This is a genomic window from Mesorhizobium sp. ES1-3, assembly GCF_020164795.1.
Classification (GTDB): domain Bacteria; phylum Pseudomonadota; class Alphaproteobacteria; order Rhizobiales; family Rhizobiaceae; genus Mesorhizobium.
In genome coordinates this window covers 1-13776 of record NZ_JAIUGW010000030.1, presented here as the reverse complement: position 1 = coordinate 13776, position 13776 = coordinate 1, and the positions used below count along the sequence as shown (strand labels likewise).

Genomic DNA, 13776 nt, shown 5'->3' with positions numbered 1-13776 from the left:
ATTGGCAAGACATCCCAGGATCACTTTCATCGGTGCCGGTTCGACGGTGTTCATGAAGAACATCGTCGGCGACGTGCTGCAGCGCCCGGCGCTTTCGGGCGCCACGATCGCGCTGATGGACATCAATCCGCAGCGGCTGGAAGAAAGCGCCGTCGTCGTCAACAAGCTGATCGCCACACTCGGCGTCAAGGCGAAGGCCGAAACCTACACGGACCAGCGCAAGGCGCTGGCGGGCGCCGATTTCGTCGTCGTCGCCTTCCAGATCGGCGGCTATGAGCCCTGCACCGTTACGGATTTCGAGGTGCCGAAGAGATACGGCCTGCGCCAGACGATCGCCGATACGCTCGGCGTCGGCGGCATCATGCGCGGCCTGAGGACCGTGCCGCATCTTTGGAAGATCTGCGAGGACATGCTTGCCGTGTGTCCGCAGGCGATCATGCTGCAATACGTCAACCCGATGGCGATCAACACCTGGGCGATCTCAGAGAAATACCCCGAGATCAGGCAGGTCGGGCTGTGCCACTCGGTGCAAGGCACGGCGATGGAACTGGCGCACGATCTCGACCTTCCCTACGACGAGATTCGTTACCGCTCGGCCGGCATCAATCACATGGCCTTCTACCTGAAGTTCGAGCATCGCCAGCCGGACGGATCCTACCGCGATCTCTATCCCGATCTGCTGCGTGCCTATCGCGAAGGCCGCGCGCCCAAGCCTGGCTGGAATCCGCGCTGCCCCAACAAGGTGCGCTACGAGATGCTGACCCGGCTGGGTTATTTCGTCACCGAAAGCTCGGAACATTTTGCCGAATACACGCCCTATTTCATCAAGGACGGCCGCCCCGATCTGATCGAGAAATACGGCATTCCGCTCGATGAATACCCCAAGCGCTGCATCGAGCAGATCGAGCGCTGGAAAGACCAGGCGCAGGCCTATAACTCGGCCCAGCGCATCGAGGTCGAGGAGTCCAAGGAATATGCCTCATCGATCATGAATTCGGTCTGGACCGGCGAGCCGTCGGTAATCTACGGCAATGTCCGCAACAATGGATGCATCACCTCGCTGCCCCGCGATTGTGCCGCCGAAGTGCCGTGCCTCGTCGATGCTTCCGGCATCCAGCCGACCTATATCGGCGACCTGCCGCCGCAGCTTACGGCGCTGATCCGCACCAACATCAATGTGCAGGAACTGACGGTGCGGGCGCTGATGAGCGAAAACCGCGAACACATCTACCACGCGGCGATGATGGACCCGCACACTGCGGCCGAACTCGACCTCGACCAGATCTGGTCACTGGTCGATGATCTCCTGGCCGCTCACGGCGACTGGCTGCCAGCCTGGACGCGTGGAAATCGCAAGAACCAGGCCGCCTGACCGGCGGCCCTGGCTTCATTTCGGCCCTGGCTTCATTTCGGCTCGTCAGTGTCCGGTTCTTCCTCGTCGTCGCGCGCCGAGATGACATAGGCGCCCTTCAGCCAGCGGTTGAGGTCGATGTCCTTGCAGCGCGTCGAGCAGAACGGATAGGTCTCGCGCGCTGACGGCTTGCCGCATTCGGGGCAAGGGCGCTTGGGCCGCAACGGCGTCACTTTGTCGTCGAGGCTCATGGCCGCGCGGACAGCCAGTTTTGATGGGCCTTGAAACCTTCGCCCGAGAGCAGCGCCGCCGTCTCATAGAGCGGCAGGCCGACGATGTTGGTGTAGGAGCCGACGAGCTTGACGACGAAGGAGCCGGCGAGACCCTGGACGGCATAGCCGCCGGCCTTGCCGCGCCATTCGCCCGAGGCGACATAAGCGTCGATCTCCTCGCGCGGCAGCCGCTTGAAACGCACCCGCGTCTCGACCAGCCGCTGGCGCATTTTGCCCCCCGGCGTGATCAGGCAGATGCCGGAATAGACCCGGTGCGAACGGCCGGACAGCAGCCCGAGGCAGTTGGCGGCATCATCCAACGTTTCGGCCTTGGGCAGGATGCGTCGCCCCACCGCGACCACCGTGTCGGCGGCCAGCACAAAGCTCGGCGCATAGTCCGTCTCGGTCTTCAGCGACGCGAACGCCTTCTCGGCCTTTTCCTTCGACAGGCGTTTGGCCAGCGAACGCGGATGCTCGGCACGCAGCGGCGTTTCGTCGATATCGGCTGGCAGGATGCGGTCCGGCTCGATGCCGGCCTGCTGCAAGAGTTCGATGCGGCGCGGCGAACCCGAGGCAAGCACCAGCTTTTGCGAAATGCTCATCGCGCTCGGGTCTTGATCTTACTTGAAACGGTAGGTGATGCGGCCCTTGGTCAGGTCGTATGGCGTCATCTCGACCAGAACCTTGTCGCCGGTCAGCACGCGGATGCGGTTCTTGCGCATGCGGCCGGCCGTATGGGCGATGATCTCGTGTTCGTTTTCGAGCTTCACCCTGAACATCGCGTTGGGCAACAATTCCGTGACGATACCCGGAAACTCGAGGACTTCTTCCTTCGGCATTCGATACCTTTGCTTGGATGACAGTTCCGGCGCCTAGAGCATGATGCCGAAAAGTGTGAAGCGGATTTCCGACGACATCATGCTCTACTTCTTTGACCTAGAGTCGGATGATTTCAGGTCGGACAGACCTGAAATCATCCGACTCTAGCCGGAATTTCGGCGGAACCTATATGATAATCGTGCGCTTGTGAACACGCTTAATCCGTCGCGTTTTTTGCTTCGGGAAGCAAAAAACGTCGGCTTATGCGCAACTTCAGCCGCTCGCGCACGTCGCGATAGCTGGCCATGATCTGTTCGCGCGTGCCGCCGGCATCGGTCGGGTCCGGCGTCGGCCAGTATTCCACCTCGACGGCAAGCGAGCGGGTGAGTTCGAGCGCGGCATGGTGCGCCTCCGGCGCCAGTGTCACGATCAGGTCGAAATAGTCGTCCTCGAGATCGTCCAGCTTCCGTGGATGGCGTTCGCCCAGCATCAGGCCGTCCTCGGCAAGCACGGCGTCGACGAACGGGTCGCGCTCGCCGGCGCGCACGCCGGCCGAGGCGACGAAAATTGTGGCGGGCAGCACCCGGCGCGCCAGTTGCTCGGCCATCGGCGAGCGCACGGCATTCATGCCGCACAGGAACAGGACCGAGTGGGGCAGGGCGCCGGGGACCAGGATCAGCCCCGCCAGTGCAGCACGCAGACCAGCGTGAACAGGCGTCGCGCCGTGTCGAAGTCGATGTCGATCTTGCCGGAGAGCCGATCCATCAGTGTCTGCGAGCCCTCATTGTGCAGGCCACGGCGGCCCATGTCGATCGCCTCGATATGGCTCGGCGTCGAGGAGCGGATGGCGTCGTAATAGCTCTCGCAGATCATGTAGTAATCCTTGACGATGCGCCTGAGCGGCGTCAGCGACAGGATGTGGGTGACGACGGCGGCGCCGTCCTCGCGCGCCACGGCAAAGACCAGGCGGGACTCGGCCAGCGACAGCTTCAGCCGGTAAGGACCTGTGCCGCTGTCATTGACAGGCTTAAAACTGTTCTCCTCGATCAGGTCGAAGATCGCCACCGCCCGCTCATGCTCGATATCGGGCGTCGAACGGCCGATCGATTCATCGAGTTCGACATCGATCAGTTTTGCGCGGGTTTGATGGTGGCCCGTCATGCCGGCCTACATGTTCAGCCGTATGGCGACGGAGCGACCATGCGCGTCGAGCCCTTCCGCCTGCGCGAGTGCGATCGCCGCCGGTGCCAGCATGCGCAACTGCTCCGGCCCGAGCTTCAGGACCGAGGTGCGCTTGACGAAGTCGAGCACTGACAGGCCCGACGAGAAGCGCGCCGAGCGCGCTGTCGGTAGCACGTGGTTGGAGCCGCCGACATAGTCGCCGATGACCTCGGGAGTGTGGCGGCCGAGAAAAACCGCGCCCGCGTTGCGCATCTTCGCCAGGAAGCCCTCGGCATCGTCGATGGCCAGCTCGACATGTTCGGCGGCGATACGGTCGACCAGCGGCAGCGACGCCTCGATGGTCGGAACCAGGATGACGGCGCCGAAATCGCGCCAGCTCGCCGCCGCCGTCTCGCCCCGCGACAGGCTCTGCAACTGGCGTTCGACCGCCTGTTCGACCGCTTTGCCGAAAGCCGGGTCGTCGGTGATCAGGATCGACTGCGACGACACGTCATGCTCGGCCTGGGCAAGCAGGTCCGCCGCGATCCACTCCGGATCATTGCCGCCGTCGGCCACCACAAGCACTTCCGACGGCCCGGCGATCATGTCGATGCCGACAGTGCCGAATACCCGCCGCTTGGCCGCGGCGACATAGGCATTGCCGGGGCCGACGATCTTGGCCACCGGCTTGATCGTCTGCGTACCATAGGCAAGTGCCGCGATCGCCTGCGCGCCGCCGACGCGGTAGATTTCGGAGACGCCCGATATATCCGCCGCCACCAGCACCAGCGGGTTGACGACGCCGTGCGGTGCCGGCACGACCATGACGATGCGCTCGACGCCGGCTACCTTGGCCGGCACGGCGTTCATCAGCACCGAACTTGGATAGCTTGCCGTGCCGCCCGGCACATAGAGCCCGACCGCGTCGATCGCGGTCCAGCGCGAGCCGAGCTCGACGCCGGCGGCATCGGTGTAGCGTTCGTCCTGCGGCTTTTGCCGCTGGTGATGGGACCGGATGCGGTCACGTGCGAATTTCAGCGCCTCGACCGTGGCCGGATCGGCCTCGGCATAGGCGCCGGCGATGTCTTCCGCCGAGACGGCAATGCCGAGCTCGGCGAGGTCGCCTCCGCCGAATTTCTGCGTGTAGTCGATCAGTGCCGCGTCGCCCTCGGCACACACGCGCGCGATGATGTCGCGCACCACGGCGTCGACATCGGCCGATACCTCGCGCTTGGTCAGGAGGAACGCGGCGAAACGCTGCTCGAAATCGGCGTCGGACTGGCGGAGCGTGATGGCCATCGTATGCTCAAGCCCTGTGTATGGGGCGTGACGTGGCTTCCCACGCGCCGCCGATATCGGCAAGGCGGGCCTCGATGCATTCGACATCGAGCATGATCGTGCCGCCGCCCGAAAAGATCAGTTCGACGATGCCGGCGGGCTTGCTGATCTCGATGAAGCTGATCGCCAGCAGGGAGAGGATTTCGGCCGGCTTGTCGCGGGCGATGCCGTTGGTCTTGGCGCCCAGCACCCGGTCGAAATGCAGCACGGCCTGCCGTCGTTCATTGTGCTGGCGAAACAGGCCGGATTTGGCCTCCCACACGAAACGGTTCATGGTCAGCACGAACCGTTTGGCCTTGGGCAGGAATTCGAGGTCCGCGACCTTCATCACGGCGTCCTGGAGATGAGCCGAGACGATGCTCAGATCCTGGTCGTCGAGCGCAATGAGTTTCAAGGCCATGCGGATTTCACACCTGAAGGTTGGCAATCAGCCTTTCTGTTAGGCGGTCTTTCCGATCGGTGCAACCGCGACAGGGGTCCTGCTGATGCATGTCGCCTGGAAGTGTCCTCGGTTCCGGGATAACGACATGCATAAAATCAGAAACTTACAGCAGGTCGGGCGAATCCTATTCGCCGCGACATGCTGTAGAGGGATTTGCCTCAGGTTTTGCGCACCCCTCATCGGCCGCTGCCAAGCACTTCTACCCGTATAGCGAGGGGAGAAGGGCGCTTCGCAGATGATTTCGCCAAGCGACCGCGGATCGCTAAGCCGAAATACGCTCGATCACCGCGCCGCAATTGGAAAGCTTTTCCTCCAGCCGCTCGAAACCGCGGTCGAGATGGTAGACGCGGTTGACCGTGGTCTCGCCCTCGGCCGCCAGGCCAGCGATGACCAGCGAGACGGAAGCGCGAAGATCGGTCGCCATGACTGGAGCGCCCTTCAGCTTCGCCACGCCGTCGACGATCGCCGTCTGGCCCGAAAGCGTGATGTGGGCGCCGAGCCGCGCCAACTCCTGGACGTGCATGAAGCGGTTTTCGAAGATCGTCTCGGTGATGCGCGACTTGCCCTTGGCCATGGTCATCAGGCCCATGAACTGCGCCTGCAGGTCGGTCGGGAAGGCCGGGAAGGGCGCCGTCGTCACGTCGACCGGCGAAATGCCGGCTCCGTTGCGCTTCACGCGGATGCCGGAATTGGTCTGCGTGATCTCCGCGCCCGTCTGCGAAATCACGTCGAGCGCCGTCTGCAGCAGCTCCGGCCGTGCGCCTTCCAGCACGACGTCGCCGCCGGTCATGGCGACAGCCATGGCATAGGTGCCGGTCTCGATGCGGTCGGGGATGACGCGAACGCGCGCCCCCGACAGCGCTTCGACGCCGTCGATGGTGATGGTCGGCGTGCCGGCGCCGGAAATCCTGGCGCCCATCGCGTTGAGGCATTCGGCCAGATTGACGATCTCGGGCTCGCAGGCGGCGTTTTCGAGCACCGTCTCGCCCTTGGCGAGCGATGCCGCCATCATCAGCACATGGGTGGCGCCGACCGAGACCTTGGGGAAGACGTAACGGTTGCCGACAAGGCGGCCATTCCGCGTCTTGGCGATGACGTAGCCGGTGTCGACATCGATATCGGCGCCCAGCGCCTGCAGGCCTTCGAGGAACAGGTCGACCGGGCGCGTGCCGATGGCGCAGCCGCCGGGCAGCGAGACCTTGGCCTCGCCCATCCGGGCCAGCAGAGGCCCGATCACCCAGAACGAGGCGCGCATCTTGGACACCAGCTCGTAAGGAGCGGTGGTGTCGACGATGTTGCGGGCGGAAAAGTTGATGGTGCGCGAATAGCCCTCGTTCTGCTTCTCGCGGCGGCCGTTGACCGAATAGTCGACGCCGTGATTGCCGAGTATGCGGATCAACTGCTCGACATCGGCCAGATGCGGCACGTTTTCGAGCGTCAGCGTGTCGTCGGTCAGAAGCGAGGCGATCATCAGCGGCAGGGCGGCATTTTTCGCACCCGAGATCGGAATGCTTCCGGCAAGCTTGTTGCCGCCGACAATTCTGATGCGATCCATTGGAGAACGTCCCTCTCGGCCAGAAAAGGCCGGTTCAATCGTTTAAGTATCGGCCCGTCTAGACCATTGGCCAATCTGGTTCAAGAAATAGGATTTCGCCCACCCCGGTCCAAGAGTGGCCGATTTGAGTTAATCTTTCTGCATTTCCTTTGAAGCAGTGAGCCCGTCGGGTCGCTGGTCGGCCTCACCTGTGCGGCGCGAGCGCGACTGCGCCTTGCGCTTCTGCAGATTGGCGCGCAATTGCTCGGCGAGCCGGTTCTTGCGGATTGTTTCGCTGCTCTTCGGTGGATTTGTCTTGTCGCTCATCGTCCCGCCCCGGCTGGCGACCAGCCAACCCGCCATTCAGGGATAGCCAACATTGTGGCGCCGCCATGTCATGGAAAGCTATCCGGCAAAGGCTTTCACAGAAGCGTTGTTCTTGGCCTTGCGCTTACCGGTTCGATATGGCAGAAGCCCCGCCATCGGCGGCTGCGGTAGCTCAGTGGTAGAGCACTCCCTTGGTAAGGGAGAGGTCGAGAGTTCAATCCTCTCTCGCAGCACCAGATTTTCCGAAGCGGCATCAAAAACTTAGAGTTTTCCGTGGCTTCCGCATGTGCGGACTGTTATGGGAATGTGCTCTGGTATGGCGGGAATTCGGTGGAGAATGCGGGGTCTATCCAAGCGCAAAGGCTCAGAGGTTTGGCAAGGCAAGTTCCGAATCCCCCAGCGTCTCTGGGATCGGCGCGACGATTTGTTGAAGCTGGGGGCTACTGGGATCGGGAAAAGCCAGGAGTTCACCAAGTCCCTTGGGGAGCGGGATCGAGCCCACGCAACGCGCGTCTACCGCAATAAACTCGACAGCTGGGAGCAGCTCCTGGAGGCCTGGCAGGGTCTTCTCGACACCGGCCCTCAGCGCCTCAGCCATCAGCAACTCGTGGCCCTAGCGGCGGAGCGAGCAAGGGCATTCCTCGCCGCTCATGAGGCAGACCCCTTCGACGCGCCCCCGGTCGCAGGCCAAGTGCCGCCGCCCGTGGACGATGGCGGAAGGTTTGCTCGAAGCATTGCCTCGCTGCCCGAAGCCTCGCGGGAGGCGCTGTTGGCGGACCTCAAGCACTATCTTTCGGCGGCCGAGGATGAGCGGGGCAGCCTGGCTCTCCGCCTCCTTGAAGTCCACCCAGCCCTCCGCAACGCGCTCGCTCCAGACTTTGTGGCCATGATTGAGGCGATGCATGGAGAGCAGTCCGACGATGCCCTCTTGGCTCGCGGCCTTCACGTCAATTCCGAGACGCGCCGCCTATTGAACCTCCAGATGGCGCACAAGATGGCCGCCGTTGGGCTTGCCCTCGAAGACCGCCGCGCGGGGCGCTATAGACCGGTTGCCGAGTTGGATGAGGCTCCGCCGTTCATCCCAACAGCTACGAAGCCTGCCACGGAGGCGAGTGGCAATGGGTCACCTTCGAGGCAATCATCAACGCCCAGGCCACAAAGCGGAAGGCGGGGCAGGGCTCCAGGCCGATGCCCGACAAGTCGGTCAAGAAGTACAAGCGGATCGCGGAGACCTTCGCTGCCCATCGCGGCTCTGACAATGCGGCCACCGTGACGGTCCGCGAAGTGGAGGCTTGGCTGGATGCCATGCAGGACGAGGCCGGGGTCTCGAACCGCACGATTGCCGACAGGCTGGTGGCCATCGGGACCATCATCAACTGGGGCAAGAAGCAGCGGGACCACCGTGACACCATGGCTCAGGCAGAGACCGTCTCGGGGCGCGTGGAGTTGCCCAGCTATATGGAGAAGCCGGCAGACGAGACCTCCTATACCATGGAGGAAGCCCGCTCGGTTCTGCTCGCGGCGCGGAGGGAGGACGATACCAGCAAGCGGTGGCTGCCCTGGCTGTGCCTCTATGCGGGCCTGCGGATCAGTGAGGCGAACACGCTTAGGAAGTCCGACTTCTTTCAGGCGGAGGGCCTCTGGTTCTTCAAGGTGACCAGCGCCGGAAAGCGCTCCCTCAAGACGACAAACAGCGAGAGGCGCATCCCGGTCCATCCGGCATTGGAGGGGGAGGGATTTCTGGCGTGGGTCGAGGCGGCTCCTCAAGGCCAGCTCTTCAGGGACGGCGCAACGTCCCTGATTGGCCGGTGGGTGAGAGGGAAGACGGTGGGGCTGGTGAGGCCGGGGGTTGCTCCTAACCACGGGCTCCGCCATCTCTTCGTCGGGCTATGTCGCCGCTATGGACTGGAGGGGAGCGCGGCGGAGTATCTCGCGGGGCATTCTAGCCAGACGGTCCACGCGAAGTATGGCTCTTCTGATGTTATGCTGCCAGGACTCGCGACAGAACTGAGGAAGATTGAGTCATTGTTTGCGCGGCCGAACGGAGGATAGTGATGGAGGTTCGCAGGCTAGGGGAGGAATTCGGGAGACTTTGCGCCGAACTTCTTCGAGCCATGGGCTACGCAACCACTACGGAGTGGCGGCCCACGGAAGGTTGGCCTCAGGCGGCTGACATATTGGCCGAATCAAAGGGCGAACGTCTTTCGGTTGACACAAAGGTCGTCCCATCAAACCCACCAAGCCTAAGCGAATTAAGAGATACCGTCGCTCGGTCGAAGGCCTTGTTGTCCTTGGTGGACCAAGCCGGCAGCCATGTGGTCATCGTGAGCTGCAATGTTGAACCTGGTCATCTTGCATGGGCGCAGAGCAATTTCCGAATCCGGGTGTGGGATAGGAGGCAGTTGGAGGAGGAATTGAATCGCCTTCCCTCTGGACACACTGGCCTGATGGGACGCTTCGCAAAGTTCTTCCATGAAGTTGCGGAGGTCGAGTACGTCGGCGAACTGGCGCGTAACATTGCCGAGACGCCCTATAGCTTGGAAGCAGAAACCGGGCGCCTTTCAGTGTCAGGGGCGCCGGCAAGCTTTACTGCCGGGAAGGAAGACCCGCTATACGAAGGCACGCGTCTTCGGAACAAGCTGGCCGCCATTCCACCAGGACGGGAGCACGCAAAGGCCTATGAGGCAGTGATTCAGGAGATTGTTTTCTATCTCTTTGGTAGGTTCCTGGTCGACCCCAAGCCGCAAAGCCGGACCGAGGAGGGGCTGGACATACTGGACATCGTTTACCGAGTTAGGGCCGGGCACCCTTTCTGGGACACGCTGACTCGCGACTTCCGTACAAGAGCGATCATCTTCGAGTGTAAGAACTACAGCGACGGGATCACGCCTAATCAAATCTACTCCACTGAGCGCTATGTTAATGTTAGCGCCTTGAGATCAGTCTGCTTTCTGGTCAGTCGGAAAGAGCCTCAGGAGAACGCGGAATTGGCAGCGTTTGGGGCAATGCGGGAGGGCGGCAAGCTTTTCGTGTTGCTTCATGACAAGCACCTCGCGGAGATGCTCGACATTCGCCAGACACAGGTCCGCCAGGAAACGGATGCTGGGACGCCGGTTCGCGATTTTTCTAACGACCCTTCGGAAGTCCTGGATCAGGTCATTTATGATTTTCTTACCCGTGTAGCTCGGTAGCCGGATCACTAGAAGGGGTCGCCCACGCGAAGGCTCCAATCTGCGCGGCAGAGCGCGGGCTCCGCCCGGGCCGGGTAGCGGAGCACCAGGGGCCGGGACTGCTGGGGGGATCATGCGCCAAATTGCCACCACGGCAGACATCGCCAGCCTTGAGGGAAGCCATTAATCGCCTGACCCGAAAGCCGACGGTTCGCGGGGCGATATTGATGGTGACATGCGCCGCCTGGTAGCCTATCGACGGCGCCGGCCGGCAGAACGACATCCGCACGTTCCAGCTTTGATATTTAAATGTCTTTGAAGCCAAGTAGAGCGGATGTACACAGGGCCGTACAGACGGGTCAAGAGACATGGAAACGAACTTTGTGCCCTGACCAGCGGCCGCAGAACTCTTTCGCTCGCTCGACAATTGTGTCATCAGGATTCACTACGAAGAATGTGCGGCAGTTAAATGCAGTTGCCCTGACGGCGATAGTTCTGTTGCCGAGGCGGCGAAGCCAATGCTCCACTTCGGCGTCATGGCCACCTTTGAAACGGCTGTTGTGATGGTAGACGACGGTGGTTCGGCCTTGCGCAAGCGCGTTCACTTCTGACAGCGGCATTTGCTTCCCAAAGGGTCTTCGCTTTGGCCGTGAAGGATCGTCGTCCACAAGGCCATTATCAGGGTCCGCAAAGACGAGATCAGCTCCGTCGAGGTCTGTCACCAATCGCCGAAACCAAGCTCTTCTCCATTGGGAGCGTAGTTGCCACGGAAGGGAAGCGGAAACGAGCTTTTCGCCTGAGAATTGAGCTTTCAACGCGCCCGAACGCTCAATGGATGATATAGAGCGTCCGTTGGCTACCACTGTAGAAAGCGTATCGAAAAGGACCGGGTCGAGGTGCCTCCAATTGTCCGGGCTGTTCAGGTAGGAAATATGCTTGCCGTCCGAGTTGTGACCTTCATCCGGATGGAGATACCAAGCTATCCCAAGGCTGCGCCCTTGAGCTAGACACCTGAGAAAGGCGAATTTCGCGTAATCGCCGACGTCGCCTGCATAGCGGTCTTGCATTGGTTTCTCATCCCATCGATCACATCCGGACCGCGTGCCATTGCCCCGCAATAGCGCAACGCAGGTTCAAGGCGATTGCCTTTCATCTGCAACGGGAAGTTTAAGCGGTCTGGTCGGTTTCTGCCAGGTTCGAGGGTCTATAGGCACATGGTCGCCCCTGCTGTCCGCTCCCACTCTACGTAGGGAGCCGGCCATCTCGTCCTGAAGGATTATCACGAAGCGCCGCCGAGATTCCCATACTTGGCCTCTCAAGACCAATCCGTCTTGGCCACCATGTACTACTAGATGCCGAGCGACGTAGCAGGCCCGCAGCACTTGATCCAGCAGGCGGACTCTGATCCCTTCATCTTTCGTGGACCCAGTTCCAGACGGTACATTGGGGAAGAACAGACGGCCCTTATCCACAAGGGCGCTTGCGCGATGACCAAGCGCCTCGATCTCGGTCAAGGCCGAGCGGTCCATAAAGTTGAAGCGCGGGCTGCTCATCGTGGCGACGGACAGCATCGATAGGTCGGCGCTTCGGGCTCGCATCCGGGCCTGGTATCGCCTCAGAGCGCGTGACTATTTCGCCGGCCGCATCGAGGCAATCTCGAAGGCGCTGCCGTGGGTCCAGGAGTCGCCGCGCTTTCGTCTGCTCGACATGAAGCGGCAGTGGGGAAGCTGCGCGACGGGCGGTTCGGTCACCCTCAATCCGTTCCTGGTCAAGGCTCCGCGCGAAGCGATCGATTACGTCATCACCCACGAGCTTTGCCACCTCAGGGAACACAATCACAGCCCCGAGTTCTTCCGCCTCCTGACGCGCTCCATGCCAGGCTGGGAGGGCATCAAGTCGCGGCTGGATCACAGCGCCGAGATCATCTTGAACGATTGAGGCTTGGGTTGAGATGAGAGTCCGAGACGTGATGTGCGGCAAAGGGCGGCGCCATGAGCGTTCGTCGAACTATTCCTTCGGCGGATCGACGCGTTCACCATCCAACACCGAGTACGTCACACCGCTGTCGACTTTTTGCGATCGTTGAAGTTCCTCAAAAAGGTATCGAGCAAACATCGCGCCGCCGCCCAAAACCACCCAAAGCGGAACCCCAACCGCACTGCCGAGGGCCGCAATCCCTGCATTTGCTCCGCCGAACATCGCTACACTCACAGCGGCCGCACTGAGCCCTAATCGCTGCGCGGCTGTGCGCTTGTCCCAGCCATGCTTCTTGGTCTCTAAGGCGATGATCTTCAGCACAGGCCAGATCGCCTTGCTCGTGATTGTCGCGGAGATAGCTTCCCGCGCCTTCTGATAAACGGATAAATCCGATCGGCGAAGATCTAGTAGCCTTACCACAAGGGTCTGCAGAGCGTGATTCTGGCTTGGCGTGGCGTTTTCCGCTATCCGAACAGCGAGCTGCTTCTGACGATCCTGCTTTTCGATCATGATTTGTTTCCCCGGTCACCTCCGAGGTCATAGCAGACCGCCACGGATAATCGAGGATAGTTTCCACGGGCCTACTGCCCAGAGGTCAGCCTAGAATATGAGCGTCTGACAACCGGGCCGCCCAAGATGCGCGAGCGACGCTTTCAATGGAGGGCACTGAATTCGGGAAGCCCAGAGCCGGCATACAACGCGGAGGGACTCTGCTATGCGAGAGCTAATCCACTCTAGCGCGGTTGAAGCCTTTCGGGCACATATCCCATCATGTGCAACCTTTATAATATCACCACCAGCCAGGACGCCATCCGGGAGTGGACCCGCGCCATGCGGGACATCATGGGTAACCTTGAGCCCTCGCTGGATGTCTATCCCAACATGCCAGGGGCTGTGGTCCGTAATGCCCCCGACGGACAGCGAGAGCTTGGCAAGCTGCTCTGGGGGATGCCAACGCCGATAGAGCGGGTGAAGGGCAAGGCGGACTATGGCACCACCAACATTCGCAATCCGCAGTATGGCCATTGGCAGCAATATGTTGGCGTGGAGAACCGCTGTGTGGTGCCCGTCACGAGCTTCGCGGAGCCGAGCCCCAAGCCTAACGATAAGGACCCGGAGACGGGCATACAGCGGAACTTCTGGTTTGCCCGAAGTGAGGGCCGGCCTTTGTTCTTCTTCGCAGGCATGTGGACGCGTTGGCAGGGGGTCCGCAGGGTCAAGGATGGGCCGGGCGACTTCGAGCTTTACGGCTTCCTAACGACTAAGCCCAATGCCCTCATAGCGCCGATCCACGAGAAGGCTATGCCGGTGACCTGAGACCCTGAAGCTCCTCCAGTTTTTGGTAGAGTTCGTCCCGCTCAAGGAGACGGACGAATGAAGCGTTC

Annotated in this window: 16 protein-coding genes, 1 tRNA gene and 1 pseudogene; 6 read left to right on the top strand and 12 right to left on the bottom strand. The window is 61.5% G+C overall.

Translation table 11 applies throughout. The features are described 5' to 3' along the window. Position 1: 1 nt before the first annotated feature. Positions 2-1372, top strand: a complete 1371-nt coding sequence (locus tag LB536_RS27640; protein ID WP_224598143.1) for an alpha-glucosidase/alpha-galactosidase — start codon at positions 2-4, stop codon at positions 1370-1372. A gap of 32 nt (positions 1373-1404) precedes the next feature. On the opposite strand, the gene yacG is transcribed toward LB536_RS27640, so the two are convergent. The 9 genes from yacG to LB536_RS27595 form a co-directional block, all read right to left on the bottom strand. Continuing rightward, complete coding sequence (yacG, locus tag LB536_RS27635; protein ID WP_140758913.1) at positions 1405-1602, bottom strand: DNA gyrase inhibitor YacG; 198 nt, start codon at positions 1600-1602, stop codon at positions 1405-1407. After that, the gene (locus tag LB536_RS27630; RefSeq protein WP_140758914.1) at positions 1599-2225 is read right to left on the bottom strand and encodes a Maf-like protein; all 627 of its coding nucleotides are present in this window, start codon (positions 2223-2225) and stop codon (positions 1599-1601) included. The genes yacG and LB536_RS27630 overlap by 4 nt, the downstream gene beginning before the upstream one ends. Before the next feature lie 18 nt (positions 2226-2243). Further along, positions 2244-2462 carry a translation initiation factor IF-1 gene (gene infA / locus LB536_RS27625; protein ID WP_006329283.1) on the bottom strand — a complete coding sequence of 73 codons (219 nt, stop codon included), beginning with the start codon at positions 2460-2462 and terminating at the stop codon, positions 2244-2246. 197 nt (positions 2463-2659) lie between these two features. Further along, on the bottom strand, positions 2660-3130 hold the full coding sequence (locus LB536_RS27620) for a low molecular weight phosphatase family protein (RefSeq protein ID WP_224598237.1): 471 nt from the start codon (positions 3128-3130) through the stop codon (positions 2660-2662). Further along, the gene (locus tag LB536_RS27615) at positions 3118-3603 is read right to left on the bottom strand and encodes a UPF0262 family protein (protein ID WP_140758916.1); all 486 of its coding nucleotides are present in this window, start codon (positions 3601-3603) and stop codon (positions 3118-3120) included. Before LB536_RS27615 ends, LB536_RS27620 begins: the two co-directional genes overlap by 13 nt. Before the next feature lie 6 nt (positions 3604-3609). Further along, positions 3610-4902, bottom strand: a complete 1293-nt coding sequence (gene hisD / locus LB536_RS27610) for a histidinol dehydrogenase (protein ID WP_224598141.1) — start codon at positions 4900-4902, stop codon at positions 3610-3612. Positions 4903-4909: 7 nt separating this feature from the next. Then, positions 4910-5341 carry a DUF2948 family protein gene (locus LB536_RS27605; protein WP_140758918.1) on the bottom strand — a complete coding sequence of 144 codons (432 nt, stop codon included), beginning with the start codon at positions 5339-5341 and terminating at the stop codon, positions 4910-4912. A 304-nt stretch (positions 5342-5645) separates the two neighbouring features. Further along, on the bottom strand, positions 5646-6938 hold the full coding sequence (gene murA / locus LB536_RS27600) for a UDP-N-acetylglucosamine 1-carboxyvinyltransferase (protein ID WP_015316269.1): 1293 nt from the start codon (positions 6936-6938) through the stop codon (positions 5646-5648). 129 nt (positions 6939-7067) lie between these two features. After that, complete coding sequence (locus LB536_RS27595; RefSeq protein WP_140758919.1) at positions 7068-7244, bottom strand: hypothetical protein; 177 nt, start codon at positions 7242-7244, stop codon at positions 7068-7070. A 161-nt stretch (positions 7245-7405) separates the two neighbouring features. Here LB536_RS27595 and LB536_RS27590 point away from each other — a divergent pair. Beyond that, positions 7406-7480: transfer RNA gene (locus LB536_RS27590), tRNA-Thr, on the top strand. A gap of 128 nt (positions 7481-7608) precedes the next feature. Here the strand turns inward: LB536_RS27590 and LB536_RS27585 are convergent. Beyond that, positions 7609-7842, bottom strand: coding sequence for a hypothetical protein (locus tag LB536_RS27585; protein ID WP_224598139.1), 234 nt, complete (start codon positions 7840-7842; stop codon positions 7609-7611). A 590-nt stretch (positions 7843-8432) separates the two neighbouring features. Between LB536_RS27585 and LB536_RS27580 the strand changes: the two genes are divergently transcribed. Both LB536_RS27580 and LB536_RS27575 read left to right on the top strand, forming a co-directional pair. Next, a complete protein-coding gene (locus tag LB536_RS27580) occupies positions 8433-9296 on the top strand; it encodes a hypothetical protein (protein ID WP_224598137.1) in 864 nt (287 codons plus the stop codon). 233 nt (positions 9297-9529) lie between these two features. Beyond that, positions 9530-10435, top strand: a complete 906-nt coding sequence (locus LB536_RS27575) for a hypothetical protein (protein WP_224598136.1) — start codon at positions 9530-9532, stop codon at positions 10433-10435. A gap of 338 nt (positions 10436-10773) precedes the next feature. Here the strand turns inward: LB536_RS27575 and LB536_RS27570 are convergent, their stop codons facing one another. Next, positions 10774-11481: a hypothetical protein gene (locus LB536_RS27570; protein WP_224598135.1), complete on the bottom strand. Its 708-nt coding sequence runs from the start codon at positions 11479-11481 to the stop codon at positions 10774-10776. Between the two features lie 466 nt (positions 11482-11947). On the opposite strand from LB536_RS27570, the gene LB536_RS27565 reads away from it, so the two are divergent. After that, the gene (locus tag LB536_RS27565) at positions 11948-12352 is read left to right on the top strand and encodes a YgjP-like metallopeptidase domain-containing protein (protein WP_224598134.1); all 405 of its coding nucleotides are present in this window, start codon (positions 11948-11950) and stop codon (positions 12350-12352) included. A gap of 69 nt (positions 12353-12421) precedes the next feature. On the opposite strand, the gene LB536_RS27560 is transcribed toward LB536_RS27565, so the two are convergent. Then, positions 12422-12901, bottom strand: coding sequence for a hypothetical protein (locus tag LB536_RS27560; RefSeq protein ID WP_224598133.1), 480 nt, complete (start codon positions 12899-12901; stop codon positions 12422-12424). A 261-nt stretch (positions 12902-13162) separates the two neighbouring features. On the opposite strand from LB536_RS27560, the pseudogene LB536_RS27555 reads away from it, so the two are divergent. Next, a pseudogene (locus tag LB536_RS27555) lies at positions 13163-13702 on the top strand (SOS response-associated peptidase); the annotation flags it as partial. Positions 13703-13776 lie beyond the last annotated feature (74 nt).

Excerpts from the sequence above, each read along its gene's own strand:
- yacG (WP_140758913.1), bottom strand. The coding sequence starts at position 1,602 with ATGAGCCTCGACGACAAAGTGACGCCGTTGCGGCCCAAGCGCCCTTGC.
- LB536_RS27630 (WP_140758914.1), bottom strand. The coding sequence starts at position 2,225 with ATGAGCATTTCGCAAAAGCTGGTGCTTGCCTCGGGTTCGCCGCGCCGC.
- infA (WP_006329283.1), bottom strand. The coding sequence starts at position 2,462 with ATGCCGAAGGAAGAAGTCCTCGAGTTTCCGGGTATCGTCACGGAATTG.
- LB536_RS27615 (WP_140758916.1), bottom strand. The coding sequence starts at position 3,603 with ATGACGGGCCACCATCAAACCCGCGCAAAACTGATCGATGTCGAACTC.
- hisD (WP_224598141.1), bottom strand. The coding sequence starts at position 4,902 with ATGGCCATCACGCTCCGCCAGTCCGACGCCGATTTCGAGCAGCGTTTC.
- LB536_RS27605 (WP_140758918.1), bottom strand. The coding sequence starts at position 5,341 with ATGGCCTTGAAACTCATTGCGCTCGACGACCAGGATCTGAGCATCGTC.
- murA (WP_015316269.1), bottom strand. The coding sequence starts at position 6,938 with ATGGATCGCATCAGAATTGTCGGCGGCAACAAGCTTGCCGGAAGCATT.
- LB536_RS27595 (WP_140758919.1), bottom strand. The coding sequence starts at position 7,244 with ATGAGCGACAAGACAAATCCACCGAAGAGCAGCGAAACAATCCGCAAG.
- LB536_RS27585 (WP_224598139.1), bottom strand. The coding sequence starts at position 7,842 with ATGGCTGAGGCGCTGAGGGCCGGTGTCGAGAAGACCCTGCCAGGCCTC.
- LB536_RS27580 (WP_224598137.1), top strand. The coding sequence starts at position 8,433 with ATGCCCGACAAGTCGGTCAAGAAGTACAAGCGGATCGCGGAGACCTTC.
- LB536_RS27570 (WP_224598135.1), bottom strand. The coding sequence starts at position 11,481 with ATGCAAGACCGCTATGCAGGCGACGTCGGCGATTACGCGAAATTCGCC.
- LB536_RS27560 (WP_224598133.1), bottom strand. The coding sequence starts at position 12,901 with ATGATCGAAAAGCAGGATCGTCAGAAGCAGCTCGCTGTTCGGATAGCG.